The 25354-nt window shown below is 65.9% G+C and carries 21 protein-coding genes and 1 pseudogene; 15 read left to right on the top strand and 7 right to left on the bottom strand.

What is annotated here, in order from left to right:
- Positions 1 to 58 precede the first annotated feature (58 nt).
- Positions 59 to 1723 (top strand): tyrosinase family protein, encoded by a 1665-nt coding sequence (locus tag V3B25_RS02980; RefSeq protein WP_329810032.1) that lies wholly within the window; start codon positions 59 to 61, stop codon positions 1721 to 1723.
- A gap of 54 nt (positions 1724 to 1777) precedes the next feature.
- On the opposite strand, the gene V3B25_RS02975 is transcribed toward V3B25_RS02980, so the two are convergent.
- Positions 1778 to 2674 carry a tyrosine-protein phosphatase gene (locus tag V3B25_RS02975; RefSeq protein WP_180837222.1) on the bottom strand — a complete coding sequence of 299 codons (897 nt, stop codon included), beginning with the start codon at positions 2672 to 2674 and terminating at the stop codon, positions 1778 to 1780.
- 17 nt (positions 2675 to 2691) lie between these two features.
- Positions 2692 to 4980 (bottom strand): TonB-dependent receptor, encoded by a 2289-nt coding sequence (locus V3B25_RS02970; protein ID WP_329810031.1) that lies wholly within the window; start codon positions 4978 to 4980, stop codon positions 2692 to 2694.
- A gap of 123 nt (positions 4981 to 5103) precedes the next feature.
- Between V3B25_RS02970 and V3B25_RS02965 the strand changes: the two genes are divergently transcribed.
- From V3B25_RS02965 to V3B25_RS02945, 5 genes and pseudogenes are all read left to right on the top strand, one after another.
- Positions 5104 to 5748, top strand: coding sequence for a TetR/AcrR family transcriptional regulator (locus tag V3B25_RS02965; RefSeq protein ID WP_329810030.1), 645 nt, complete (start codon positions 5104 to 5106; stop codon positions 5746 to 5748).
- 259 nt (positions 5749 to 6007) lie between these two features.
- Positions 6008 to 7183 (top strand): hypothetical protein, encoded by a 1176-nt coding sequence (locus V3B25_RS02960; protein ID WP_329810029.1) that lies wholly within the window; start codon positions 6008 to 6010, stop codon positions 7181 to 7183.
- 40 nt (positions 7184 to 7223) lie between these two features.
- Positions 7224 to 7373 (top strand): annotated as a pseudogene (locus V3B25_RS02955) (cation transporter); the annotation flags it as partial.
- Positions 7374 to 7447: 74 nt separating this feature from the next.
- A complete protein-coding gene (locus tag V3B25_RS02950; RefSeq protein ID WP_329810127.1) occupies positions 7448 to 8071 on the top strand; it encodes a DNA-3-methyladenine glycosylase in 624 nt (207 codons plus the stop codon).
- Positions 8072 to 8183: 112 nt separating this feature from the next.
- Positions 8184 to 9893, top strand: a complete 1710-nt coding sequence (locus V3B25_RS02945; RefSeq protein ID WP_329810028.1) for a PAS domain S-box protein — start codon at positions 8184 to 8186, stop codon at positions 9891 to 9893.
- Between the two features lie 77 nt (positions 9894 to 9970).
- On the opposite strand, the gene V3B25_RS02940 is transcribed toward V3B25_RS02945, so the two are convergent.
- Together V3B25_RS02940 and V3B25_RS02935 are read right to left on the bottom strand one after the other, a co-directional pair.
- A complete protein-coding gene (locus tag V3B25_RS02940) occupies positions 9971 to 11914 on the bottom strand; it encodes an ABC transporter permease (RefSeq protein WP_329810027.1) in 1944 nt (647 codons plus the stop codon).
- A gap of 2 nt (positions 11915 to 11916) precedes the next feature.
- Positions 11917 to 13098, bottom strand: a complete 1182-nt coding sequence (locus V3B25_RS02935; protein ID WP_329810026.1) for an efflux RND transporter periplasmic adaptor subunit — start codon at positions 13096 to 13098, stop codon at positions 11917 to 11919.
- 236 nt (positions 13099 to 13334) lie between these two features.
- On the opposite strand from V3B25_RS02935, the gene V3B25_RS02930 reads away from it, so the two are divergent.
- The 4 genes from V3B25_RS02930 to V3B25_RS02915 all read left to right on the top strand — a co-directional run bounded on the left by V3B25_RS02930 (position 13335) and on the right by V3B25_RS02915 (position 16863).
- Positions 13335 to 13901 (top strand): hypothetical protein, encoded by a 567-nt coding sequence (locus tag V3B25_RS02930; RefSeq protein ID WP_239669808.1) that lies wholly within the window; start codon positions 13335 to 13337, stop codon positions 13899 to 13901.
- Between the two features lie 53 nt (positions 13902 to 13954).
- Positions 13955 to 14668: a response regulator gene (locus V3B25_RS02925; RefSeq protein WP_050509761.1), complete on the top strand. Its 714-nt coding sequence runs from the start codon at positions 13955 to 13957 to the stop codon at positions 14666 to 14668.
- 3 nt (positions 14669 to 14671) lie between these two features.
- On the top strand, positions 14672 to 15748 hold the full coding sequence (locus V3B25_RS02920; protein WP_329810025.1) for an ATP-binding protein: 1077 nt from the start codon (positions 14672 to 14674) through the stop codon (positions 15746 to 15748).
- A 188-nt stretch (positions 15749 to 15936) separates the two neighbouring features.
- On the top strand, positions 15937 to 16863 hold the full coding sequence (locus tag V3B25_RS02915; protein ID WP_329810024.1) for an ABC transporter six-transmembrane domain-containing protein: 927 nt from the start codon (positions 15937 to 15939) through the stop codon (positions 16861 to 16863).
- Between the two features lie 260 nt (positions 16864 to 17123).
- Here V3B25_RS02915 and V3B25_RS02910 read toward each other — a convergent pair whose 3' ends face one another.
- Positions 17124 to 17738: a TetR family transcriptional regulator gene (locus tag V3B25_RS02910; protein WP_107433434.1), complete on the bottom strand. Its 615-nt coding sequence runs from the start codon at positions 17736 to 17738 to the stop codon at positions 17124 to 17126.
- A 170-nt stretch (positions 17739 to 17908) separates the two neighbouring features.
- On the opposite strand from V3B25_RS02910, the gene V3B25_RS02905 reads away from it, so the two are divergent.
- From V3B25_RS02905 to V3B25_RS02885, 5 genes are all read left to right on the top strand, one after another.
- On the top strand, positions 17909 to 18745 hold the full coding sequence (locus tag V3B25_RS02905) for a siderophore-interacting protein (RefSeq protein WP_329810023.1): 837 nt from the start codon (positions 17909 to 17911) through the stop codon (positions 18743 to 18745).
- Between the two features lie 195 nt (positions 18746 to 18940).
- Positions 18941 to 21118: a TonB-dependent siderophore receptor gene (locus tag V3B25_RS02900; RefSeq protein WP_329810022.1), complete on the top strand. Its 2178-nt coding sequence runs from the start codon at positions 18941 to 18943 to the stop codon at positions 21116 to 21118.
- 52 nt (positions 21119 to 21170) lie between these two features.
- Positions 21171 to 21470: a DUF3649 domain-containing protein gene (locus V3B25_RS02895; protein WP_329810021.1), complete on the top strand. Its 300-nt coding sequence runs from the start codon at positions 21171 to 21173 to the stop codon at positions 21468 to 21470.
- Complete coding sequence (locus V3B25_RS02890; protein ID WP_329810020.1) at positions 21467 to 23077, top strand: PepSY-associated TM helix domain-containing protein; 1611 nt, start codon at positions 21467 to 21469, stop codon at positions 23075 to 23077. The genes V3B25_RS02895 and V3B25_RS02890 overlap by 4 nt, the downstream gene beginning before the upstream one ends.
- A complete protein-coding gene (locus V3B25_RS02885) occupies positions 23074 to 23352 on the top strand; it encodes a DUF3325 domain-containing protein (RefSeq protein WP_121503367.1) in 279 nt (92 codons plus the stop codon). Before V3B25_RS02890 ends, V3B25_RS02885 begins: the two co-directional genes overlap by 4 nt.
- Before the next feature lie 171 nt (positions 23353 to 23523).
- Here the strand turns inward: V3B25_RS02885 and V3B25_RS02880 are convergent, their stop codons facing one another.
- On the bottom strand, positions 23524 to 24636 hold the full coding sequence (locus tag V3B25_RS02880) for a crosslink repair DNA glycosylase YcaQ family protein (RefSeq protein ID WP_329810019.1): 1113 nt from the start codon (positions 24634 to 24636) through the stop codon (positions 23524 to 23526).
- 53 nt (positions 24637 to 24689) lie between these two features.
- Positions 24690 to 25274: a TetR/AcrR family transcriptional regulator gene (locus tag V3B25_RS02875; RefSeq protein ID WP_164080226.1), complete on the bottom strand. Its 585-nt coding sequence runs from the start codon at positions 25272 to 25274 to the stop codon at positions 24690 to 24692.
- Positions 25275 to 25354: the final 80 nt, after the last annotated feature.

Raw genomic sequence — 25354 nt, 5'->3', positions numbered from 1 at the left:
CGGTCCTGCCAGTGATTTGTAACCCAACGCGGTTCAACCAATCACCAGGGGGAAGGCTATGCGCTACACACGTCGTGATTTTCTTGCCACCACCGCCAGCGCTTCATTGGCGTCACTGGTAGCACCCGGGGCCTGGGCCAGCGGCGCCGCACCGGCCGGAAAGGCCGCGCAGGCGCGCTACCACCGCTACAACGTCACCAGCCCCGAAGGCCAGCGCATGCTGGCCAGCTACGCGCGTGGCATCAAGGCCATGTTGGCACTGCCGGCAGACGATCCACGCAACTGGTTCCGCAACGCCTTCGTGCACCTGATGGACTGCCCGCACGGCAACTGGTGGTTCTACGTCTGGCACCGTGGCTATGTCGGCTACTTCGAACAGACCATCCGCACGCTCAGTGGTGATCCGCAGTTCGCCATGCCCTACTGGGACTGGACCGAGCTGCCACGGATTCCCCCGGCGATGTTCGACGGCGTATTGACGCCCACTGACAGCGCCTATGCGCCGTATACGCGCAACCTGGCGGTCTTCACCCGGTTCATGCGCCCGGCGCTGCAGCGCTACTGGGACACGCTGGATGCGGGCCAACGCGGCCAGCTCAAGTTCCGCGGCTACCTCACTGCAGACGATGTCTGGAACGATGTGACCGGCTACAGCGTCGCGGAAAAGACCGGCATCTCGGGCAATGCGGCCTATGCGATCACCTGCGGCGCCCGCTACCTCTGGCGCGAGAATCCCGGCTTCGATGCAAAGACCGCTTCGGCCGTGTCTCCCGACACCATCCACGCGGGGCTGTCGCCGGTCGAGTTCTACAACGACGATGTCAGCCGCAGCTTCACCAGCTCGCGTACGGCCTCGCACGTGGTGCAGCCTGACGGCGCCACGAAATTCTCGGTACTGGAAGGATTCCCGCACAACAAGGTGCACAACTGCATCGGTGGCGTCGGCGCGGTCGATCCCGGCCCCTACGGCAACATGACCAACTTCCTGTCACCACTCGATCCGATCTTCTACCTGCACCACGCCAACATGGACCGCCTGTGGGAAGTGTGGAACCAGCTGCAGCAATCCCGCGGCAAGCCGATCATGCCCGTCAATGTCGACCAGCGGCGTCAGTTCATGAACGAACCGTTCCGGTTCTTCGTCGATGCACAGGGCAAGCCCGTTGGCGAGCGTCCGGCCAGCGCGTTCTTCTCCACCACGGCCTTCGACTACGACTACGTCTACGCGCGCCGCAACGACCTGCTGGAGGCGGTCGCGCTGCCAGCAGCTGCCGGCGCGGTGCGGCTGGTGCGCGGCACACGCTCCGATGGCGCCGTCCGCGTAGCTGTCCCCAATGAGGCGGTGCGCGCGCACCTGACCACATCGGGCCCGCGCCAGTTGATTGCCGAAGTGACCCTGGAGCGACCACGCGGTTTGAACAATACGCGCGAGTTCGACGTGCTGATCAACGCACCGGCGGGCACCGCCTCCGTGGGGGCCGACAGTCCGTACTACGCCGGCACCGTATCGTTCTTCGGGCCGACCATGGCCGGGATGGATCACAGCCACCCGACCACGTTCGCGGTGCCGCTGCCGCAGAAACTGGGGGCCCTGCAGGCACTGAATGCCGCCGATGGGGGAGCGACCACGCTGGAGATCCGCCTGGTCGCATCGTCCGGCCAGGCACCGCAGACATTCCCGGTGCTCGACGCCGCCATCCTGGTTGCGCCGCTGCGGCCGTGATGATGCACGGCAGGTGCCGCCGCTGTCCGGCACCTGCCTTCAGCCTGGCAGTCCTCAGCCTGCCTGCCCCAGCCGCACCTTCAGCTGCTGGATCTCCTGCTCGCTCACTCCGATCGACTTCAGGTACCCTTCCGCACCACCATACTGGCTGTGCAGTGCCGCCAGGAACTGCTCCATGTTGTCCGGTGCGGTACCGGCCATACCGGCCATCTTGCGGGCGATCTCGGGGTTCTGCTTGACCAGCGCCATGATCTGCGCGTTCATCGCGCTGTCCTTCGGCTGCCCTTCCAGGTAGTGCGCGGAGATTGCGTAGTTGTGCACGATCTCTGCCTTCGGCACACCCGCCAGGTCCAGCAGCAGGCCGGCGATGATGCCGGTGCGGTCCTTGCCTGCAGTGCAATGGAACAGCACCGCGCCATCCTGCTGTGCAGCGATGCGCTGGAACACCTGCTTGAACTGCGGCTGGCTGTGGCCCAGCCACTGCACATAGGCTTCGCCCAGCGAATCCGGGAAACTGGTCATCATCTTCTGCAGGTCCATCTTCTCGGTGCCCATCAGCGAAATGCGCTGGTAAGCAAAGCGATCATCCCTGGCCAGCAGGTCCGGCGACTGCGCCTCTTCATCGGCAGTACGCAGGTCGATATCCAGCTTCACGCCGGCCGCGGCCAGGGCATCACGGTCGGCATCGGTGAGGCGGCCGAGGTCTGCGGTGCGCACGAACGCATCGGCCGGAATCGGACCGTGGCGGCCCTGCAGGCCGGCGAAGGTACGCACGTTCCAGGCGCCCTGCAGCGGGATCACGCGCTGCGCATCGGCAGCGACGGGCTTCACGTTCGCAACAGCCGTCGGCTTCGCGGCGGCGACCTGCGGCGCATCAGCGGCAGCAGCCGTCGCAGCCATCGGCAGGCTGAGCATCACGGCCAGTACAAGTTCGGTAGAGCGGTGCTTCATGGAATTCTCCGTTCGAATCAGAAGTTGACGGCCATTTCCAGGCCGAAGGTACGCGGGTCGTTGAAGATGCCGCTCTGGCCCAGCGCCGCGCTGTTGATCTTGTAGAACAGGTGCTGCTCATCGAGCAGGTTGCGTGCCCACAACGAGAACGACATGGTGGTGCCAGTGCTGTTGACCGGCACATCCACCAGCGCCACCCGTGCGTTCACCACGAACGAGCTGTCGGTCAGCATCTGGTCGTACTCGCTGGTGTAGTAGCCATCGGACCAGTTGCCGTCCACGTGGAATTTCAGCGCCGAGAAGTTGGCGAATGGCACCAGATAGTCGATCGACAGGCTGCCCGCGTTCTTCGGCGCCAGCAGCGGCTGCACGGTCACCTGCACCCCTGCGCCAAACGGGTCGGTCGCGGTCTGCGCGTCGATCTTCGTATAGGCGTAGTTGAGGCCGAGGGTGAGGTTGTCGATCGGCATCACATTGAACTCCAGCTCCGCGCCGCGCGACTTGCCATCGCTCAGCGCATTGGTGGTGACCATGGTGGTGCGGGTTTCGCCGCTGTTCGGGTCGAACGGCAGCGAGAAGTCCATCTGCTTGTGCGCGATGGTCGAATCGAACACGGCCAGGTTCAGGCGCGCGCGGTTGTCCCAGAACTGCGATTTGAAGCCCAGCTCATAGGCGATCACTTCTTCCGGACCGAACGCGGTGTAGTTGGTCGAACGCGAATTGGCACCGCCGGCCTTGAAGCCGGTGCTGTACCTGGCATAGACCATTGCGTGCTCGCCGAGGTCGTAGGCAATGTTGACCATCGGGTCGAAGCGGCTCCAGCGGTCCTTGAAGGCGAGATTCGTCGCCGCGCCGTTGACGATGTACAGGCTGCCCTTCTTGTCATCGCGGGTATAGCGGCCACCCGCTGTCAGGTGCAGCCGCTGCATCGCTTCCGGGGTCCACGTGGCCTGGCCGAAGACGCCCAGGCTGTCGGTCCAGGCCTTGCTGGCGCGATCGATGCGTACCCGCGAGAGATCCAGCGGGTTGGTCGCCGGATTCACGGTGTAGCTGTTGCCACCCGGCCCCCAGACCAGCATGTTCGGGGTCTGCGCATTGTCACCAGCGGTCTCGTGGTAATAGAACGCACCGCCCAGGAACTGCACCTGCGAGGTGTTGCCGATCAGCTGGAATTCCTGACTGTACTGGTGCTGGTAGACCTGGGCCAGGCTGTAACGCCCGAAGGGTGTGCCTGCGCCACCATAGGCCGAAATCGCATCGACCAGCCCCATGTCGAACTGGCCCTGGGTGAGTTCGCGGTAGGAACTGATCGACTTCAGCTCAAGGTTGTCATTCAACACCCACGACAGGTTCAACAGATGGCCACTGGTGCGGCCGATGTTGTCTTCCTGCGGTCCACCGAGGATGGCGCTGTCGCGGCGGTCCAGGCTGGCACCCGCCTTCTGCAGTGGGCTGAGGTAGGCGCCCGGCACCAGCACCTGGGTGTGGTACGCCGTGGTGGCGTCGTAGGAACGGTCGAACGCGTACAACAGCGAGAAATCATCGCTCGGCTGCCACAGTGCTCTCAGTCGTGCGCCACGCTTGTCGTAGCTGTTGAAGTCACGCTCGCCACGCATCGGATTGTCGGTGGTGCCGCCACGCCTGGCCTGCACTGCATCGATCTTGAAGCTGACATCGCCCACCTTGGGCAGGTCCAGGTGCAGCGCGCTGTTGTAGCCGCTGAAGTTGGACACACCGGCACTGACGCTGCCGCCGAATTCACCGGTCGGCTGCTTGGTCACGATACTCACTGCACCGCCTTCGGTGTTGCGGCCGAACAGCGTGCCCTGCGGGCCCTTCAACACTTCGATGCGCTCCACGTCGTAGAGCATGTTGCCCAGGCCCTGTGCGCGGCCCATGAACACCCCGTCGACGTAGATGCCGACGCCGGCGTCGCGGGCCGGCTGGTTGGCGTCGCCGGAGGCGCCGATGCCACGGATGCCGATGTTCAGCGCCGAACTGCGGGTAGCGAACGGCGTGACCCGCAGCGACGGGATGGAGCCATCGGACAAGCTGCCCAGCGAGATCGCGCTGCGGTCCTTCAGCGCTTCGGCATCGACCACCGATACCGAGATCGGGGTCTCCTGCAGGTTGGTGGCGCGTTTCTGCGCAGTCACCATCACCTGGTCAAGGGAGACCACGGTGCGCGCGGCATCGGCGGATGCCTCGGCGTCGGCGCTGGGGCTGTCTTCGGCATGGGCCAGCGCCGGCAGTGCGGCGGCAATGGCGAGGGTGAGCAGCGGGCGGTGCAGCAGGGCGTAGCGCATCGGACTCATTCGCGGAAGGAGAAGGCCGGCGCAGTCTGGGAGGCGGCAATTACAAATGAATGACCGTTCATTCACAACTTTTGTGACGTACTATCCCGCCTCTGGACGCCCCGACTTCATGCAATGACGCCGAAAACCGCCGTAGCTGCACCCGCTGACGCCCCTGCCGCCGCCCATGCCGAAGCCCAGCGCCGGCGCATCCTCGATGCTGCCCAGAAGTGCTTCATCACCCGTGGTTTCCATGCCGGTTCGATCGGCGATATCGCTGCCGAGGCCGAGATCAGCCAGGGGCTGATGTACCGCTATTTCGCCAACAAGCGCGCCCTGATCCTGGCCCTGATCGAGCGCCAGCTGCGCCACGACCAGGCCTCGATCAGCGAGATGCCGGTGGCGTCCGATCTGATTGATGGGCTGCTGGAGTGCTACCAGCAATGGGCACGCGGCGAGGTGCTGCCGATCCACGGCAATGCCATTGCCAGCGTGGCGCTGTATGCGGAAATCAACGCCGAGGCGCATCGCGACCCGATGCTGGCCGAGGTGCTGCGTACCCATGACAAACAGACCAGTGCCGCGATCCATGCCTGGCTGCGCCAGCGTGACGTCAATCTGGGCCGCGGCGTGGACGAAGAGCGGATTGCCAGCCGGACCCTGCTGCTGCGGCTGCTGGTGGAAGGGCTGGCGATGCGTGCCGTGCGCGATCCGGACTTGCCGCCGGATCGGGTGCGGGCGCTGCTGGCCGATGCGATTGGGCGGGTGATGGCGGACTGAGTAGGTAGTGCCGGCCGGTAACCGCCGCTCCAAGAGCAGAAATGCCCTGACTGCCTGGCATGACTGGCAGGAAATCAACCTTGCCACGCCCGTAGCTTGAATTGGTGCAGCCACATCAATGCCAGTGCACATCAACATCAAAGCTGCATTTGGTTCTGGTATCAGCGAACGATGCGGCTGCCTGCAAAGGTCGAACACTCAAGCAAAGCGCACTGCAGCCGATAGTTCTTCCTTGGACTCTACTCAGGGAGGAACAAGATTGTCCTTCTCACCGCCCTACCCCTATACGACCCCGCCACCGCCGCGCCCCCTTTGGCCGACGATTTCAAAGCTGCTTGTTGAAATCTACACGCACAAGTGGCTCTTCCTGCTGCTCGGCACCCTCGTAATGGTCGCGTTCTTCTGGCGTGTTCGCTATCTGCCAGCAATGACTCTGACCGACCTCGGGCTCGTTGCAGTTGCCATCATCGCATTCTCGGTACTGATGATAGGTTTGCTTGTTGTGTATGCGTTGCTACCCGTCGCGTTGTTGCGCGAGTGGCAGGCGATCGGGGCCATTACAGACAAGCTCAGCCTCAGAAGCAGCGATGGATCCTGGGTTGCACCGACCATACTCAGCATGGGGCTCTTCATGGTGGGCGGAGCCGTGGCGCTGGCACTTCTCGCAACTGCAGTACTCACCGAGTTCGGGGAAGCTAATTCGTGGGCACTGGCGTTGCTCATGCTGTTTGGCGTGGCATCTATGTTCGCCCCAACCCTTCTGCACCACTATGCTATCAAGCCGAGCGGCCGCATCGCCTGGTCATTCAGGCTCGTCACATTCTCGACAGGCCTCTACCTTTTCTTCTTCCCATTCCTGACCCTTGTCGTTCTTGGGACTCATTCAGCCGCAGAGAAGCTGACTACCGCCGAACTGGTGGTCGGCTATCTTTCATTTCCTCTCGTCCACTTTCTTTTCCTGTCCTTCCGGGCTTTGCCACTGCGGCAGAGGCTTATCGCAGCATCCATTACAATCACCTATCTCCTTTTGGTCGCAGGCACAGCGTTCGAGGCACTGGATCGTGCCGCAGCAGTATTCCAGCTGGGCCTGCGTCCGCACCAGAATGTAGTTGTATCAAGTGAAGGTTGTCGCGTTGCCAGAGCCGCCGCGGTCATTGATTCATGTAGCACGCTGGAAGGCCCGGGGAAGGTCCTGTACGAAATCCACGACGTCTTTGTTCTCAATCGCCTGGGCAGCCACATGGTCATTGCCGAACCGAGCTGGACACCAAAGAGGCCATCCCGCTCTGTGCCGATCCCGATTGGCGATGTGGTGACTTGGTATACAACGCCCCCTTCGGCCACACCACTGGCCGAGTATGCCCCCCGTTCTTCGACCTCCCCGCCCAAAATCAAGCCGAAGCGAAAACTGCCCAAGGAGTTTCCTGGCGGCTGAGCGGCGTGGACGGACCTCCCCGACCCAGGTGACAGTCATCACGCCCCAGATCTCGGCCTGCATCACCCGCATCGAGACCGCCGTGAAACGCGAGTACCCGGAGCTGGTAGCTCTGTTCATCAAGCCGCAGACACCGGAGGTCCATGCCGCCCGTCGGGCGGCGTTGGCAGCATCTCCCCGGCAGGATTGACGCAGCGTCCGCAACGGCTTCACCCGATCGCCGCCACACTGCAGACTCCTCCTGCAGAGCTTGCCACCGCCGTGCTGGACTGTTTGCCCGATCACTGGAAGATTCTTCCGCGCCGCTTCTACCAGCGCCCGTCCACCGACGTTGCCCCTGAGCTGCTCAACAAGCTGCTGGTCCGCGACGATGGCCGCGCGGCGCGCATCGTCGAAGTCGAGGCCTATGCCGGCAGTGTGGATCCAGCCGCGCACTCCTATCGTGGGCAGACGCCACGCACGGCCAGCATGTTCGGTGAAGCTGGCCACCTGTATGTCTACTTCACCTACGGCATGCACTGGGGCAGCAACGTGGTCTGTGGCGAGATCGGCGAAGGCATCGCGGTCCTTCTGCGTGCCGCCGAGCCATTGGCGGGGCTGGAGCGGATGCACGAACTGCGCCCGGCGGCCAGGCGTGATCACGATCTGGCCAACGGCCCCGGCAAGCTCTCGCAGGCTTTCGGACTGGACCGCGGCTTCGATGGCGCGGATCTAGTGACCGGGAACCAAGGGATCATCATTGCCAGCGACGGCACCGCACCGCCGCTCGACCCGGTCGTCGGGCCCCGCATCGGTATCACACGTGCGGTGGACTTTCCCTGGCGCTGGCACGTTCGCGACCACCGTCACGTTTCGGTACGCCCCTCGCGCGCGCCTCGCAAACGCTGACCGAGGCGCGTCACACCGGCATCACCCGACGCTGGCGATACATAACGCGGTACGCACTAGCGTAGTGCCCGACAGCCGAAGCCGCCCTTGCCACCCCGCCCTGAAAAGTGCCATGGACGAAGCCGAACGACTGCTTGAACTCGACCGCCTGCACCTGCTCGACACGCCACCAGAGCCTGTTTTCGATGCGATCGTCGCCGCCGCGCGTGCCGCTACCGGCATGACCATGGCTCTGATTTCAGTTGTTGCCGACGAGCGCCAGTGGTTCAAGGCCAACATCGGGCTGGAAGGTGTCAGCGAAACCGCGCGCGAGATTTCATTCTGCACCCATGCCATACAGCAGGACACGCTGTTCGAGATTCCGGACGCGAGCCAGGACCCGCGCTTCGTCAGCAATCCACTGGTCACCGGCGGCCCGCGCATCCGCCACTACGCGGGGATCTCGCTGGGCTCGGCGCATGGCGCGCGCATAGGAACGCTGTGCCTGCTCGACCCGATGCCGGGCGTTCTGTCTCCCTCCCAGCGCGAATTGATGGTGCATCTGGCCCGGGTCACCACCCAGGTGCTGGAGCAGCGCAGCACGCTGATGGCCCAGGTCGGCCAGGCCAAGGCCCTGCATCGTGAGCTGAAGCGCAGCGAGGACTTCCTGGAGCGCACGAACCGCGCGGCCCGGGTGGGTGGCTGGGAAATGGACCTGGTCAGCAACGAGGTCCGCTGGACCCGCGAAACCAAGCAGATCCACGGCGTGCGCAGCAACTACGAACCGACGCTCGAAACTGCGCTCTCGTTCTATCGCGAGGACAGCCGAACCATCATCCGCACGGCGGTGCAGCGTTGCATCGATGAAGGCACGACGTGGGAGGTGCAGCTTCCGATGACCACCGCCGACGGACGAGCCATCTGGACCCGCGTGGTTGGAGGCCGGCAGCAGGTCGATGGCCGGCCGCGGCTGGTCGGGGCCATACAGGACATCACCGAGGAGCGCGCCGCGCTGGATGCACTGGAAGCCAGCGAAACCCGCTACCGGCGGCTGTTCCACTACAGCCTTGGGCTGATCTGCACCCACACGCTGGAGGGCGTGCTGACCTCGGTGAACCCAGCGGCCGTGCAGTCACTGGGCTTCGATGAGAGCTACATGATCGGGCGCAGCTTGTGCGACCTGATGCCGCCGGAGAAGCGGGCCGCGTTCAAGGCGTATCTGGAACGCATCGCAGTCAACCACACCGATGCCGGCGTCATCGAGCTGATCGCCGCCGATGGTACCCGGCATTTCTGGGCGTATCACAACGTGCTCGACAACGAGGCCACCCCACCCTACGTGCTCGGCCATGCGCAGGACGTCACCGCACTGCGGATGCAGGAACAGCAGTTGCGCGAGATGTCCTTCAAGGATCCCCTCACCCAGAGCTACAACCGCCGCTTCCTGCCCCGCTTGGACGAACTGATCGACCAGCCTTGGGCCTGCCTGATGTTCGATCTGGATCATTTCAAGCAGATCAACGACACCCAGGGCCATGCACGGGGTGACACGGTGCTGGTCGAGTTCGCCGCCTTCCTGCGCGCTCCACTGGGGTCAATGGAAAGCGTAGTGCGTATGGGTGGCGACGAGTTCATGGTGGTGCTGACTGCACCGGAACCGGGACGGCTGGCCGCGCTGGAGCAGTGGTATGCGCAGCATGCCGGGCAGTCACCCACACCCTTCTCGCTGGGCGCGACCCACCACGCATCCGGCGAGACGGTGGCCGCCACCCTGCAGCGCGCCGACAGCCGTCTGTATCGCGAGCGTGCACGCGTGCGCACGCATCCGCGCCCCTCATCCTGAGGCTGCTCCTGTGGAGCCAAAGGCAACGGCTCCTGCCGTTGCCTTCGGCTCCACAAATGCCTGCACCGGGCCTGCGCCTACTCCGCTGCCAGCGCCTGGATCGGATCCAGTTGTGCCGCGCTGCGCGCCGGGAAGTAGCCGAAGCCAAGCCCGATCGCAGACGAGCATGCCAGCGCGGCAAGCACCGGGCCCGCCGTGAACAGGAACGGCACACCCAGCGACAGCACGCTGGACAGCGCACCCACCCCAAACGCGAACAGCACCCCCAACACACCACCAAACAGGCAGATCAGCACGGCCTCGATCAGGAACTGGCGCAGGATGTCGCTCTGCCGCGCCCCCACCGCCAGCCGCACGCCGATCTCGCGCACGCGCTCCTTCACCGACACCAGCATGATGTTCATCACCCCCGTCCCGCCGACCACCAGCGCCACCGCGGCGATCGCCGAGACCAGCGCCGCCATTGTCTGGCTGGATTTCATCACCGCCTTGCGGATCTGGTCGGCGTTGTAGATGAAGAAATCACGCCGCCCATGCAGGCGCTCCAGCTCGGCGCCCAACGAGGCCTCGGCGGCGTTGGTGGGCACGTTGTCGCGCACGCGCACCGTGATGCTCTCCAGGCGCTGGCTGCCCAGCAGCCGCGAGGCCGCCGAGGTATACGGCACGTAGACCGTCGGGGTTGCACCGCCAGCGAACGCATTGGCCCCGACCACACCGATCACCTCCACCGGCATGCCGCCCAGCAGCACCGTGCTGCCGATCGAGTTGCCGGTGAACAACGCCTTGGCCGCCTTTTGGTCGACCACGCCCACCGCACGATGCGCATCCACTTCGGCGTCGGTGAAGAAGCGGCCGGCCTTCAGCCGCAGCCCACGCACGCGCGGCATGTCGGCGCCTACGCCCAGCACCTGGGTGTTGGCACGCCGGTTGCCCTGCAGCGCTGCCACCGATCCGCTCAGGTTCGGGCTTACGCTGTCCACGTAACTCAACGCCGCAAGATGGTCCGCATCGCCCACCACCAGCGTCTCGATCTCCGCCGAGCGCGGGTCACCGAAATCGGCGCCCGGGAAGATCTCCAGCGTACTGGCGCCCAGTTCGTTGATCTGTGATTCAACCTGCGCCTGCGCGCCCTTGCCCAGCGCAACCACGGTCACCACGGCCGCTACGCCGATGATGATCCCGAGCATGGTCAACAGCGTGCGCAGGCGATGGGCCAGCATCGAGCGCACGGCCATGCGCGCGGCTTCGCGAATCGCATCCATGCGTGCGCGGCGCTCGGTGACCGGCGACACGCCGCGTTCGGTCCCGGGTGTTTCAGCCACAGCACGCGATCCCCGCTCGCCGCGGTCGGTCACCACCCGGCCGTCGGCGATCTCGATCACCCGCGCCGCGTTGGCGGCAATCGCCGCATCGTGTGTCACCAGGATCACCGTGTGGCCCTGTGCATGCAGGCGCTTCAGCTCGGCCATCACCTGCTGGCCACTGGCGTGATCGAGCGCGCCGGTGGGTTCATCGGCCAGCACGATCGCGCCGCCGTTCATCAGCGAACGGGCAATGGACACGCGCTGCTGCTGGCCTCCGGACAGCTGGCTCGGCCGGTTCGCGATGCGTTCGCCCAACCCCAGTGTTTCCAGCAGCGTGCGTGCACGGGCAGTGCGCACGTCCGCCTCCACGCCGGCATAGACTGCCGGCAGCGCCACGTTCTCGGTGGCACTCAGGTTCTCCATCAGGTTGTAGCGCTGGAAGATGAAGCCGAAATGCTCGCGGCGCAGGCGTGCCAGCGCGTCCGGCGCCATCTGCTCGCTGGCCTCGCCGTTCACCCGATAGCTGCCGTCGGTCGGCCGGTCCAGGCAGCCAAGGATGTTCATCAGCGTGGACTTGCCCGAGCCCGAAGGGCCGATGATGGCGATGAACTCGCCGGCATCGATGCGCAGCGAAACGTCCTTCAGCACCACCACCTCGCCGGCGGCGGAGCGATAGGCGCGCGATACGCCATGCAGTTCCAGCAGTGCGTCGGCCATGCTCACATCCCCAGCAGGCTGGTCGGTTCGGATTCGCCGCCGCTGGGCGCCTGGCCGACCACCACGTTCTCGCCCTCGCGCAGGCCGGACAGGATCTGCACGGCGGTGGCGGTGCGCAGGCCGGTCGTCACCGCACGCTGCTGGGGGCGGCCCTTGGTGTCCACCACGCGCACGGTTCCACGGCTGCCGTCCTTGCCATCCGAATCGACCAGCGCCGTCAATGGCACCTGCAGCGCGTTGGCGACCCGCGCCAGCTGCAGGGTCACCTTCACCGTCATCGAGGGCTTCAGCTTCAGGCCGGGATTGGCCACGTCGAACAGGCCGGCGTAGTACACCGCCTTCGGCGTCTGCGCAGAGCCACCCGCATTGCCGGTGGCGACGTCGGCAATCGAGGACGGCGCCGGTTCCAGCTGCTGCAGGTGGGATTCATAGCGGCGGCCGCTCGGCCCCAATGTCGAGAACCACAGCGGTTGTCCCGGTGCCACCAGCTCGACATCAGCCTCGGCGATCTCGGCGCGCACGGTCATCGTATCCATCTGCGCCAGCATTACGATGGTCGGCGTGGTCTGCATCGAGTTCAACGTCTGCCCGGCCTTGGTGACGATGGCCACGATGTAACCGTCGCTGGGCGAAACAATGCGGGTATAGCCCAGGTTGATCCGTGCGGTTTCGACCTGGGTCACGGCCTGGTCGATCTGCGCCTGCAGCGCGGCCACCTCTGAGCGTGCCGCATCGCGCGCCACGCGTGCGGCCTCGAAACCTTCCTGTGACACCAGGCGCGACGCCACCAGCTGCGACTGCCGCTGGTAAGCGCGACTGGCCTGCGCATAGCGAGCCTCGCTGGCGGCATGCTGGGCACGCAGCGTATTGGTAGCCGCCTCGGCGCTGCGCAGTGCGATGCGCTGCGGCTGCGAATCGACCTCGGCGATCAGGTCACCGGCTTGTACGCGCTGGCCCAGCACCACATGCAGGCGCTTGACCTGGCCGGACACCTGCGCACCCACCGCCACCAGCTCCTTGGGATGGACCCGGCCGACCGCCTGTACGGTCTTCTCCAGATCCGCCACCCTTGCCGGTGCGGTGATCAGCGCGGCATCATCGCCGCCGGCAAACGCCCACCATCCAGCGCCGGCGGCCAATGTGGCCACCGTAGCGGCAATGATCCAGGTCCTGCGGTTGCTCATCGAAACGCCCGGCTGCGTGCAGTCGCCCAGTGCGACCGCCGAAACCGTAGTCTGGAAGCCGCGGATGGACGTTTCTTGGAGCCACTGTGGAGATTGCATGGAGGCGCGGCAGCCGTTCAGGCACCAGCCCCGCGCCTGAATGCTGCGGCCTGCGTCCACGCAATCTCGACACAATCTCGACCGAGTCTCCATCAACGGTCGCTAGCCTCGTCGGCCTCGCCGACTGCCCGCCTGCCGTGTCCCTTTCCCATCCAGACCTGCCACCCATCGATGTGCGCCGCGCCTACCTGGCGTGGTGTGCGCCTTCGCCGTGGTTGATCGCCGTCGTGTTCGCATCGACCACCAGCTGGATGCTGGCCGCGCCGGATCCGTTACCCCCGCTGCTGGCGGGCTTCGGGGCGGCCGCCCTGGTGGGGTTCCGCAGCGATGGGCCTGGTGGCACTGGCCGTTCCGGCGCACTCGCGTCGCTGGCGCTGATTGGTCTGGCGGTCTGGGCGGCAACGCACCCGGTCGCCGACGCCACCCTGCATCTGCTGCTCGCCCTAGCCACTCTCGTGGTCGTCGCCCTGCTGGCACTGCGCCTGCGCGCCATCCTGGGCATGGCCTTGCGGCTGCAGGCCCGGGTAGATGCCACTCCCATGGCATCGCGCTGGAGCAAGCTGCCGGCGGCGGTGTCCACCCTGATGCTGCAGCAGCTGCGCGGCGCAGGTGCAGTGGAACCGAGTCTGCGGCGCACGCTGGTGCTGGCCACCCTGGCCTGGGCTGCCAACGAAGAGGCGCAGGACATGCAGTGCCGACGATGACCCTGCCCCAGATCCCGCCCTTGCCCACCCTTGCCCCGAACCCGCATCACGCAATGAACGATCTCCGTACCCGACAGGCACCCTTGGTGCTGATTGCCGAAGATGAGGGCGAAATCGCCGACATCCTCAGTGCCTACCTGGCCCGTTCCGGCCTGCGCAGCGCCCGCGCCGCAGACGGTGAGGCGGCACTCGCCAGCCACCGCCAACTGCGTCCGGACCTGGTGCTGCTGGATGTGCAGATGCCAAAACTGGATGGCTGGCAGGTGCTGAGCGAACTGCGACGGATCGGCAACACCCCGGTCATCATGCTCACTGCGCTCGACCAGGACGTGGACAAGCTGACCGGCCTGCGCGTGGGCGCCGACGACTACGTGGCCAAGCCGTTCAATCCGGCCGAGATCGTCGCCCGCATCCAGGCCGTGCTGCGCCGGAGTTCCCGGCCCCTGGTCGAAGCGCCCAACGGGCTGATCCGCCAAGGGCCCTTCGAGATCGACCTGCGCAGCCACGAGGTGACCGTGCGCCATGGCGAGCAGGTGCACGAACTGAACTTCACCCTCACCGAGTTCCGGCTGCTGGTGCACATGGCGCGTGCGCCACGGCAGGTGCATGCGCGCGCCGATCTGCTGCATGCCTGCCTGCCCGAGGGCGACGCGCAGGAACGCACCGTCGACAGCCATGTCAGCAAACTGCGGCGCAAGCTGGAGGATGTCGGCGTGATCGGCATTCCCGCCACCATCCGCGGCGTCGGCTACCGCTTCCTGGACTGAATGATGAACCCCAAAGGCAAGAGCATCGGACGCCAGATCACGCTGTCCATCACGGTGGCCTCGCTGTGTTCGACGGTGCTGTCGATCAGCGGCTTCTACCTGTTCTATTACCTCATGGAGGTGTTCTATCCGCGCTGGTACGACGAGCCGGAAACGATCATGCCGTCCGGGCTGGAATGGCTGTGGATCGGATTGACCGCCACCGTGGTCGTCATCTTCGCCACGCTGGTCGCCTCGCGCCTGACCCGGCGCATCATCACGCCGTTGAACTCGGTGGCCGAAAGCCTGCGCCGGGTCGCCAGTGGCGATCTGGAAGCGCGTGCACGCGGTGGTGATACCACGATGGCCGAAGCGGCCACGCTGGTCAGCGATTTCAACTCCATGGCAGAACGGCTGAGCCGGATGTCCGAGAACCGGGTGTTCTGGAACGCGGCGATCGCGCATGAACTGCGCACGCCGATGACCATCCTGCGCGGCCGCCTGCAGGGCATCGCCGAAGGCGTGTTCGAGCCGGGGCCTGAGCAGTTCAACAGCATGCTCACCCAGCTGGAAGGCCTGACCCGCATCATCGAGGACCTGCGCGTGGTCAGCCTGGCCGAGAGTGGCCACCTGGATCTGCGCCTGCAGCGCAGCGATGTCAGTGTGCAGGTGGCCGCGGTGGTTGAAGCGATGTCCGAGGCACTGACCGAGAGTGGTTTCTCGGTGAAATTGGACGCACGACCTTCGCTGGCCGACTGCGATCCTGCACGCATCCGCCAGGCAGTACTGGCACTGTTGGAGAATGCACGACGCCATGCCATTCCCTGCCCGCTGCGGGTGTACGTGACGCTGGCAGAAGGCCATTGCACCGTCACGGTGGAAGATGGCGGCCCCGGTGTGCCGGACGACCTTCGCGACAGCATCTTCGAAGCCTTCCAGCGCACGGATGTCTCGCGTTCGCGGCAGAGTGGTGGCTCCGGGCTTGGCCTGGCCGTGGTGCGTGCGATTGCCGTGGCCCATCACGGAACAGCGCTATGCCGGGCCACCGAACGTGGTGGCAGTGCCTTCGAAATCCGCTGGCCGGTGCATGCCCGCCGTTGAGGCGGTAGACACTGCCTTGGTAGCGGCCCACCTTGGTGGACATTCGCATCGCTGAACGGCGCCGGTTTCTCCACGCAATCTCCATCGTCCCTCCATGCCTTCTCCAAAGGGCTGCAGATACTGGGCGCGATCCGGGAGATGGCAGGCATCCATCCCCTGCCCTGACTCCGACCCACCCAGGCATCCCCATGAAACCCCCACACGATCCGGCGGCCGCCGCCGGCAGCATCGGCCAGCAGAACGCGGCCGCCACTCTCAAGGCCATCCTGCGAACCTATCCGTGGCAGCTCACCGGCACCTTTTCGCTGGTGGCGCTGGAAAATGCGCTGCTGCTGGCCTATCCGCTGTTTGCCGGCTTCGCGGTGGACGCGATCATCCGCGGCAACATCGGCCACGCCATCTCCTACGCCGGCGTGGTACTGCTGTTCTGGCTGGTCGGTGCTGCCCGCCGTGCGGTCGATACCCGTACCTTCACCCGCATCTATGCCGACCTGGCGGTGAACGTGGTGCAGGCACAGCGCAGGCTGGGCCAGGCCACCTCCACCTCGGCCGCGCGCGTTGTGCTGGCCCGTGAGTTCGTCGACTTCTTCGAAAAGCACGTACCGATCATCGCCACCGCGCTCGTATCAATGTTTGGTGCGGCGGTGATGCTGCTGGCGATCGAACCGCTGGTGGGCGCTGCAAGCCTGGTCGCTCTGCTGGGTGCATTGTTGCTGCTGCCGTCGTTCGCACGCCGCAACGAGCAGCTGCATGGGCGACTGAACAACCGGCTGGAGCATGAGATCCGCCTGGTCGACCGGGTCAGTCCTTCGGTGCTGCGTCGCCACTACACCACGCTGTCGCGGCTGCGCATCCTGCTCTCCGATCGCGAAGCCGGTGCCTTTGTGGTAGTTGGCGCAGCGGCAGCGGTGCTGTTCGCGCTGACGATCGGCCGTCTCGCCACCACCGACGGTGTGACGCCGGGTCATGTGTACGCGGTGATGACCTATCTGTGGACGTTCGTCGGCAGCCTGGACGATGCACCCTCGATGGTGGATCAGCTGGCGCGATTGAAGGACATCGGCCGCCGCGTCAGCCCCGGCATGGAAGATGCGGAGCGCAAGGACGCCGCGTGACCGGTAGATGCCCACCTTGGTGGGCAACGATGTATCGCGGCGCCAACCAAGGTTGGCGACTACCGGGACAACGGTGCCAACCAGGATTGGCGGTTACCTCGCCGAAGGACATCGGCCGCCGCGTCAGCCCTGGCATGGAAGATGCGGAGCGCAAGGACGCCGCGTGACCGGTAGATGCCCACCTTGGTGGGCAACGATGTATCGCGGCGCCAACCAAGGTTGGCGACTACCGGGGCAACGGTGCCAACCTGGAATGGGGCTTACCCGGAGGCTGCCGTGCGCCCGCACATCGCCAATGCACCGATGATCAACGCTTCCATGCTGCGGTCGAACTCGGCCTCCTGCGCCTTCCGATCCAGCGGGCGTCGCGTGGTATCCACCACCGCATGCCGCGAGTACACGGTGTCGGCCAACGCCACGGCGTGATAGGCCACGGTCGACAGCAGCCACGCCGCCTGCTCGAGCGGCAGATCATGCACGCGGCTGAATTCGGCATGGTGGCGCTGGATGCGCGCCAGCATCTCCGGTGTCTTCGCGCCGTGGCTGACCAGGAACGGCGCCAGCCCCGGGTTCCCGTCCACCAGCGTCCGCAGTGAACGTTGGAACGCACGCAGATCCTCCTCGATGCTGCGCCGGCCAGCGGCATCCAGTGCCGGTGCCTGCCAACGCTCGAAGATCGCCTCGGCCACCAGCTCGCGCAGTGCCGCCAGATTCGCCACATGCTTGTACAGCGCGATGTGGCTGACCCCCAGCGCCGCCGCCACGCCCACGAAGCTCAGCCCCGGCAGCGTCATGGCAATGCCGGCGTCGGCGATGCGCTCGCGGGTGATGCTGGGCGGTCGCCCACGGGCAGCGGTCTTTTTCGGTGCAGCCATGCGGTAACGGTTCCTGCGCAGTGCGCGGGCAAGGGCTGTCATGGTGGTCCGCAGCAACGCCGTGGTCAACGCGTCGCTGCGGTCCGTGGACAGGCCCCGGTTGCGGCACGATCAATTTAGTTTACTATGATGTAACTAATTCGCATTTGCAGTGTCCAGGATCGTTGTCGATGTCCGCGTCCCCCACTTCAATCACCCCGGCCGGGCCGCTGCGCGGCGCCGACCATGATCGCGGCCTGCAGGCGCTGCAGGTCCAAGTGGTCGCGGTTGCACAGCCGTGCGCCAGCCTGCTGCGCCTCGTGGGCCAGCTGCCGGAACATGCAGAACTCGCGCCCTGGCAGCGTGCCAACACCGCCGTGCGCATCCAGCTCGGCGCCACGTTCGGCGATGTGTCACGGATCTACACCGTGCGCAGCCTCGATCCCAACACCCGCCAGTTCACCCTGGACGTAGTGCTGCACGAGGCGCCGGGGCCGATGCTGGCCTGGGTACGTGCGCTGCGCCCCGGTGATGCCTTCGATCTGACCGGACCGCGCCCCCATCTGCAGGTGCCGCAGCGCGAGGGCACCTCCGCCCTGCTGTTCGCCGACCCAAGCGCCATCCCTGCCCTGTTTGCATTGCTGCAGCAGTGGCCCACCGGCCTGCACGCAGAGGCCTGGATCGCCTCGGATGATGCATTCCCGGTAGACGAACTGCCCGCCATTGAAGGTGTCCGCGTGCTCCGCCTCGCCACCGGTGACGCGCCGTTGCTGCAGCAGGCGCGCCAACTGCGGCCGGAACCCGGCAGCACGGTCTGGGCGGCCGGCGAGCGCGAGGAAATGCGTGCCCTGCGCCGCCACTTCATCGAAACGGTCGGCCTGCCACGCAGCGACGTTGCCGTGGCCGGCTACTGGAAACGTGGCGAGACCACCACCGAGACCGACCAGCGTCGCCGCCGCAACTACGAGCGCGTGCTGGCACGCGGCGGTGGCCTGCAGGACCTCGACGACCTCGCCGACGATATCTGATCCACCCCGCAGTATCCGCGCCCCGCGCTTCGTTCCACCCAGCCACAGATCGCCCACGCACCTCGCGTGCAGCACTGCCACAGCGGCAGTGCCGTGCCCTCTGCCAGCCATTCCACAGCCCGCGTCGTCCTGCCCCTGCAGGTCACAGACGGCGCCGTGCTGGCCGATCGCACGACCCACCACACGAGAACCGCCATGTCCCTCCCCCTGCGAACCCTGCCCCTCCCACGCCGCTCGGCGCTGTCTCTGGCCGCCCGTGCGGCGTTGCTGCCCACCCTGCTGATCGCCACCGCCGCACACGCCAACGATGCACCCGATGGCGCCCGCCAGTTGCCCACCGTGAACGTACGCGCCGACAAGACCGCACCCACCGATACCTACGCCGGCGGCCAGGTCACGCGCGGCAGCGGCGTCGGCCTGCTCGGCGAGCTCGACTTCATGGACACGCCGTTCAACACCACCCGCTACACCGCCGAATTCATCGACAACATCCAGGCGCCGGACCTGGTGCGGGTCATCGCACTGACCGACCCCAGCGTCTACAACAGTGGCTCCAGTGGTGGCATCACCGACTACTTCAACATCCGCGGTTTCGGTGTCGCCTCGTCGGATATCGGCTTTGGTGGCCTGTACGGGCTGATCCCCTACTACCGCGTCACTCCCGAACTGGCCGAGAGCATCGAAGTGCTGAAGGGCCCGTCCGCGCTGCTCAACGGCATGCCGCCCGGTGGCTCGGTGGGCGGTGCGGTTAACGTGGTACCCAAGCGTGCAGGCGACACGCCGCTAACCCGCTTCACCGCCAGCTACGGCAGCGACGCGCAGTGGGGCGGTCACCTGGATGTCGGCCGCCGCTTCGGCGCGGACAAGCAGTTCGGCGTACGCCTCAATGCCGTGCATCGCGACGGCGACACCGCCACCGACCACCAGCAGCACAAGACGCAGCTCGCATCGCTCGGCCTGGACTGGCGTGGTGAGCGCTCGCAGGTGTCGCTGGACCTGTTCAGCAGCCGCGACCATGTGGATGGCCTCAACCGTGGCGTCTCGCTGGCGCCCGGCCTGGCCGTGCCCCGCCCGCCGAAAGCCAGCACCCTGTTTGCACCGGACTGGACCTTCAGCACCGTCAAGGACCAGGCCGCCGCACTGCGCTGGTCGTTCGACATCAATGACTACCTGCAGGCGCATGCCAGCTACGGCCACGGCCATACCGATTTCGACTCCATCGCCAGTGCCACCACGCTGATCACCAACACCGCCGGCGACTTCCGCAACAACTTCGCCCACCAACGCTTCATCTACAGCAAGGACACCGCCGAAGCCGGATTGTCGGCGCGTTTCCGCACCGGCGCGGTCGATCACGCGCTGGCCATCAGTGCAGCCTGGTACCAGCACGACCAGAAGTTCGGCTTCAAGCGCAACCTGCTGGCCCGCGATTGGGTAACCAATATCTACAACCCGCAGTGGGGCCCTGCCATCGACCGCAGCTTCAGTGATGCGTCGCTGCCGAAGACCGCGGAAGTGCGCACCACCAGCTTCGGCATCGCCGATACGCTGTCCTTCATCGATGATCGTGTGCAGCTGACCCTGGGCATCCGTCACCAGACCGTGCTCAGCGATACCTTCGATGGCGGCACAGGCAAGCGCACCGCACGCTACGACGCCAGCGCCAACACCCCGGCCGGTGCACTGCTGTTCAAGGCCAGCGACCGCCTGTCACTGTATGCCAATTACATCGAAGGCCTGAGCCAGGGCAGCACCGCCCCGGCAACCGCCGCCAACGCGGGCGACGTGTTCCCGCCGTTCAAGACCCGCCAGCGCGAGGTCGGTGCCAAGCTCGACTTCGGCCGCTTGGCCAGCGCATTGAGCGTGTACGAGATCGAAAAGCCCAGCTCCTATACCGACCCGACCACGAATGTCTTCTCGTTCGGAGGCCAGCAACGCAACCGGGGCGTGGAATGGACCGTGTTCGGCCAGGCCACCGAACAGCTGCGCGTGCTCGGTGGCATCGGCTGGCTGCAGCCGAAGCTGACCCGTACCCAGGGCGGTATCAACGAAGGCCGGCTGGCGACGGCCACACCGCAATGGCAGGGCAAGCTGGGCGTCGAATGGGACGTGCCGACCGTGGCCGGCCTCACCCTCACCGGCAACGCGGTCAGCCTGTCCAAGGGCTACATCACTGCTGACAACAGCCAGTGGGTGGCGGGCCGCACCGTGTTCGATCTCGGTGCCCGCTATGCGACGCAAGCGGCCGGCCATCCGCTGGTACTGCGTGCCACTGTGCAGAACCTGACTAACAAGGCGTACTGGGCGGGCAGCCTCGGCTCGGGGCTGGGTACGCCACGCACCGCCCTGCTGTCGGCCACCATCGATTTCTGATCCTCGTTTCAAGGGCGCCACGCCATTGCGCGTGGTGCCCTGGAGAAGTGCTTTGACCGTTTCCCGTACCGCCTCCGTGCTGACCTGGCTGCCCCTGGTCTCACGCATCATCGCCGCGTTGTTCGGCGGCTATGTGCTGGCCGCACTGTGCGGCATCGCGGCACTGGCGCTGCCCATTGATGGTCGCCAGGCCGTGTTCACCGGCATGCTGGCCAGCTTCCTGCTGTACGCCGGCGCCGTGGTCTGGGTGTTCGCGGTGCGCTCGGCGTGGCGTGCGTGGCTGGGCCTGATCGTCGCCGCGTTGCCCTTGTGGTTGATCGCACAGACGGTCGGCAACGGAGGCGCTGCATGAGCAAGGTCGATCGCACTCCGAAGCCACGCGGCATCCGCCAGACCATGTCCGACCTGCATATCTGGGTGGGGCTGCTGGCCGGATGGATCCTGTACGCGATGTTCCTCACCGGCACCGCCAGCTACTTCCGCGACGAGCTCTCGCGCTACACCCGCCCGGAAATCGCCACACCGTCCGTGTTGCCGGACGCCGCTGTGGTTGCGCAGCGTACCGTCACGGCGATCATGGCCGACACGCCTGCGGCCAGCCAGATCAACCTCAGCCTGCCGAGCACGCGCATGCCGTGGGTGTCGGCGATGTGGGCCAGCCCGGGCGGGCGCGGCCGGCATGGCTTCGACTCGGGCCTGTTCGACGCCAGCACCGGTGCACCGCTGCAGGCACGTGACACCGGCGGCGGCGACTTCTTCTATGCCTTCCACTTCAACCTGCACTACATGCCGGCGATGTGGGGCCGCTGGATCGTCGGCCTGTGCGCGATGTTCATGCTGGTCGCCATCGTCAGCGGCGTAATCACCCACAAGAAGATCTTCGCCGACTTCTTCACTTTCCGCTGGGGCAAGGGCCAGCGCTCTTGGCTGGATGGACACGCGGCGCTGTCGGTACTCGGCCTGCCGTTCCACTTCATGATCACCTGGAGCGGCCTGGTGATGCTGGCGGTACTGTACATGCCGTGGGGCCTGGCCAAGCTGCCGGACAAGCGCCAGCAGGCCGAGGTCGTCAGCGAGATGCGCCTGTTCCTGCCACCGCAGAAGGCCGCCGGCCACCCTGCTCCGCTCACCAACGTCGGTGCACTGGTGCAGCAGGCCGAGCAGCGCTGGGGAGCCGGATCGGTGGGCAGCGTGCAGGTGCAGAACCCCGGCGACCAGAACGCACGCGTGGCCGTGGTGCGTGCGCAGTCCAGCCGTGTTTCGACCACCCCGAACTATCTGCTGTTCGACGGCAGCGGTGGGCAGCTGCTGCAGATCAAGGAACACTCGGGCGTTGCCGCCGATACCCAGGGCGTGCTGTATGGCCTGCACCTGGGCCGCTTCGCCGATGCCGCCCTGCGCTGGCTGTACTTCATCGTCAGCCTGGCCGGCACGGCCATGGTCGGCACCGGGCTGGTGCTGTGGACGGTCAAGCGCCGTGCGCAGCTGCCTGATCCGCGGCGCCCCTACTTCGGCTTCCGCCTGGTCGAGCGTCTCAACATCGCCACCGTCGCCGGCCTGTCGGTGGCGATGGCGGCCTATCTGTGGGCGAACCGCCTGTTGCCCACTGCCATGGGCGGGCGCGCGGCGTGGGAGGTGCATGTGTTCTTCCTGGCCTGGGCGGCCATGTTCGTGCACGCCACGATGCGCACACCCAAGCGCGCATGGATCGAACAGTTCCTGCTGGCGGCGTTGCTGCTGGCGCTGCTGCCGGTGCTGACTGCGGTGACCACGCTGCATCCGCTGTGGCGCACGCTGGCCGCGGGCGACTGGGCATTCGCTGGCACCGACCTGACCCTACTGGCATTGGCCGCCCTGCACACGCTGCTGGCCTGGCGCACCTGGCGGCATGCGCCGAAGGTGAAGCGTGCACGGCCGTCTGCCGCGTCACGCACTGCGGCACCGGAGGCCAGCGCATGATCCACGTCATTCTGTTCGTGTTGTCGCTGGCCGCGTTCGCCTGCCTGGCACTGGCGATGGAGCGTCATCAGCGGGACGTATTGCGTCGTGTGCTGAGCGCGCAGGCAACCCAGCAGCTGCGCGCGATTGGCTGGGCACTGCTGGTGTTCAGTACCGTATTTGCCATGCGCGGGTTGGGCGTGGGTTTCGGTCTGGCTGCGCTGTCCGGTCACACCAGCGTTGCCGCGGGCGTGGTGGTGTTGGCGATGGTGGTGCATGGGCGGTGGAATCGGTAGATGCCCACGTTGGTGGGCATTGGTGAAAGCGGCGCCAACCAAGGTTGGCGACTACCGGGCCTTAGGAGCGTTGCTCTGGTAGATGCCCACCTTGGTGGGCACCGGTGGAAGCCAGCGCCAACCAAGGTTGGCGGCTACCGGGAGCGATAGGTACCCATGCGCCGCTCGGCGCTACAGGAACTCCGCCATGCGCTGCAGTTCGTCTTCAAGCGCGCCACGAAACACCTTGTCGCGGGCCAGCGACTTGCCGGCGTAGCCCACGCTGGACGCCAGTTCACCGTCGCGCACGCTGAGATTGGCCCAGCCCACCACCTGGTCGTGCCACAGCACGGGCAGTGCGTAGTAGCCGTACTGGCGCTTCGGCGCAGGCGTATAGGCCTCGAACTTGTAGACCCAGCCCCACAGCAGCTCGAAGCGGCGGCGGTCCCACACCACCGGATCGAACGGGGCTAGCAGGCGCACCTGATCGTCCGGCGCATGCCGGCGCGAGCGCGGGTTCTCATCCGCCGGCCAGTACCAGGTGGTGCCTTCCAGCGTGCAGCTGGCCAGCTGTTGCTTGGCCAGCATCAACGCCTGCCGGGTCTGTTCGGCCAGATGCGGTGCGCCGTAGCCCAGTAGGCGCACCAGATAAGTCAGGCTGCCCGACGGCAGCGGCGCGTACTTGCGCACCACCAGATCGATCAGGGCCGCGGCGCGTTCAATCTGCGCCTGCTCGCTGGCATCCGCCTCTACGTGGTCGGCCACCGCGTAGATGCGGGTGCCGCTGTCGCGCCGTTGCACGCGCAGCAGGCCGCGGTAGTGCATGCCGTCCAGCAGGTGCGTGCTGGCATTGCTGGTGCCGCCCCAATAGTTGGTCACCCGCCCATGCGCGAACGCCTGATCAACCTCGCGCGGATGCACGCTGCCGCGCTCGCGCACGAAGGCCAACACGTCCGCCGCACGGCGCTGGGTTTCGGCATCCCATTCGCGCTTGGACACACGCGGGTGCATCAGCGCAAGATGCTCACGCGGCAGGAAGCCGTAGTTCACCAGGCAATCTTCTTCCACCGGCAATCGGGCATAACGGCGCTCAAGATCGCCTGCACGATAGTCCTTCACTCGGTGGCGCAGGGTCAGGTCCTGTGCGCGTGCCGGTGCGCGGATCGGGTCGGCCTGCACGAAGCCCAGGCGCCGGATCGCGGTCAGCAACGTGGTGGGCTTGAACAGCGTGCGCGCCACCGCATGGCGGCGCAGATCATCAAGGGTGGGCGTGGCAGGCATGGCCGCATTGTAGATCCACGCCATGCGTGGATGGGGCCGTGGCGAACCGTGTAACGGCATCCACGCATGGCGTGGATCTACCGAAGCTCCAGCACCTCCAGCGAACCGATCACCAGCGCACGCATGCCCTGCTTGAACTCGGTGATCACCTGGCCTTCTTCGTCGTCCGCAATCCCATACACCGTATCCGCACCGGCAATGCAGTAGAACGCGATCGTGGCCAGCAGCCAGCGCGCCTTGTCCAGCGGCAGGCCGAACACCTCGGCCACATGGGCCTGGTGCGAGGCGATCTTCTCCAGCATCGGCGTGGTCGCCACCGAACGGCGCAGCAGGTAGGGCGGTAGTCCGGGGTGCGCTTTCACCACCTCGCACAGCGATTCCACGAACGCCAGCAGGTAGGCCTGCAGCCCACCCGGCGCATCGACCGAAGCACGTGGAATCTGCCAGCGCTGGAACACCGTATCGGCCACCAGCCGCTTCAAGGCCTCCAGGTTGGCCACGCGCTTGTAGAGCGCGGCCTGGGTCACCGCCAGTTCGGCGGCCACGTTGGCCATGGTCAGGTTCGGCAGGCCCAGCGTGATGCCGATGTCGGCCAGACGATCGGGGGTGATGGTGGGCGGACGGCCACGGGCCGACGCCGGGGTTTCAGGGTGCATGTTCATACCGTAGCGAGGGTGCCAGCAAAGGGACCCTCTTGTCCGCTTCATATGGTTTAGTTTAATTTACTCAACTAATTCGGAAT

It is taken from the genome of Stenotrophomonas sp. SMYL8 (assembly GCF_036320065.1).
GTDB classification, from domain to species: domain Bacteria; phylum Pseudomonadota; class Gammaproteobacteria; order Xanthomonadales; family Xanthomonadaceae; genus Stenotrophomonas; species Stenotrophomonas maltophilia_A.
The sequence above is the reverse complement of the archived record's forward strand: the minus strand, read 5'-3'. Positions and strand labels throughout refer to the sequence as shown.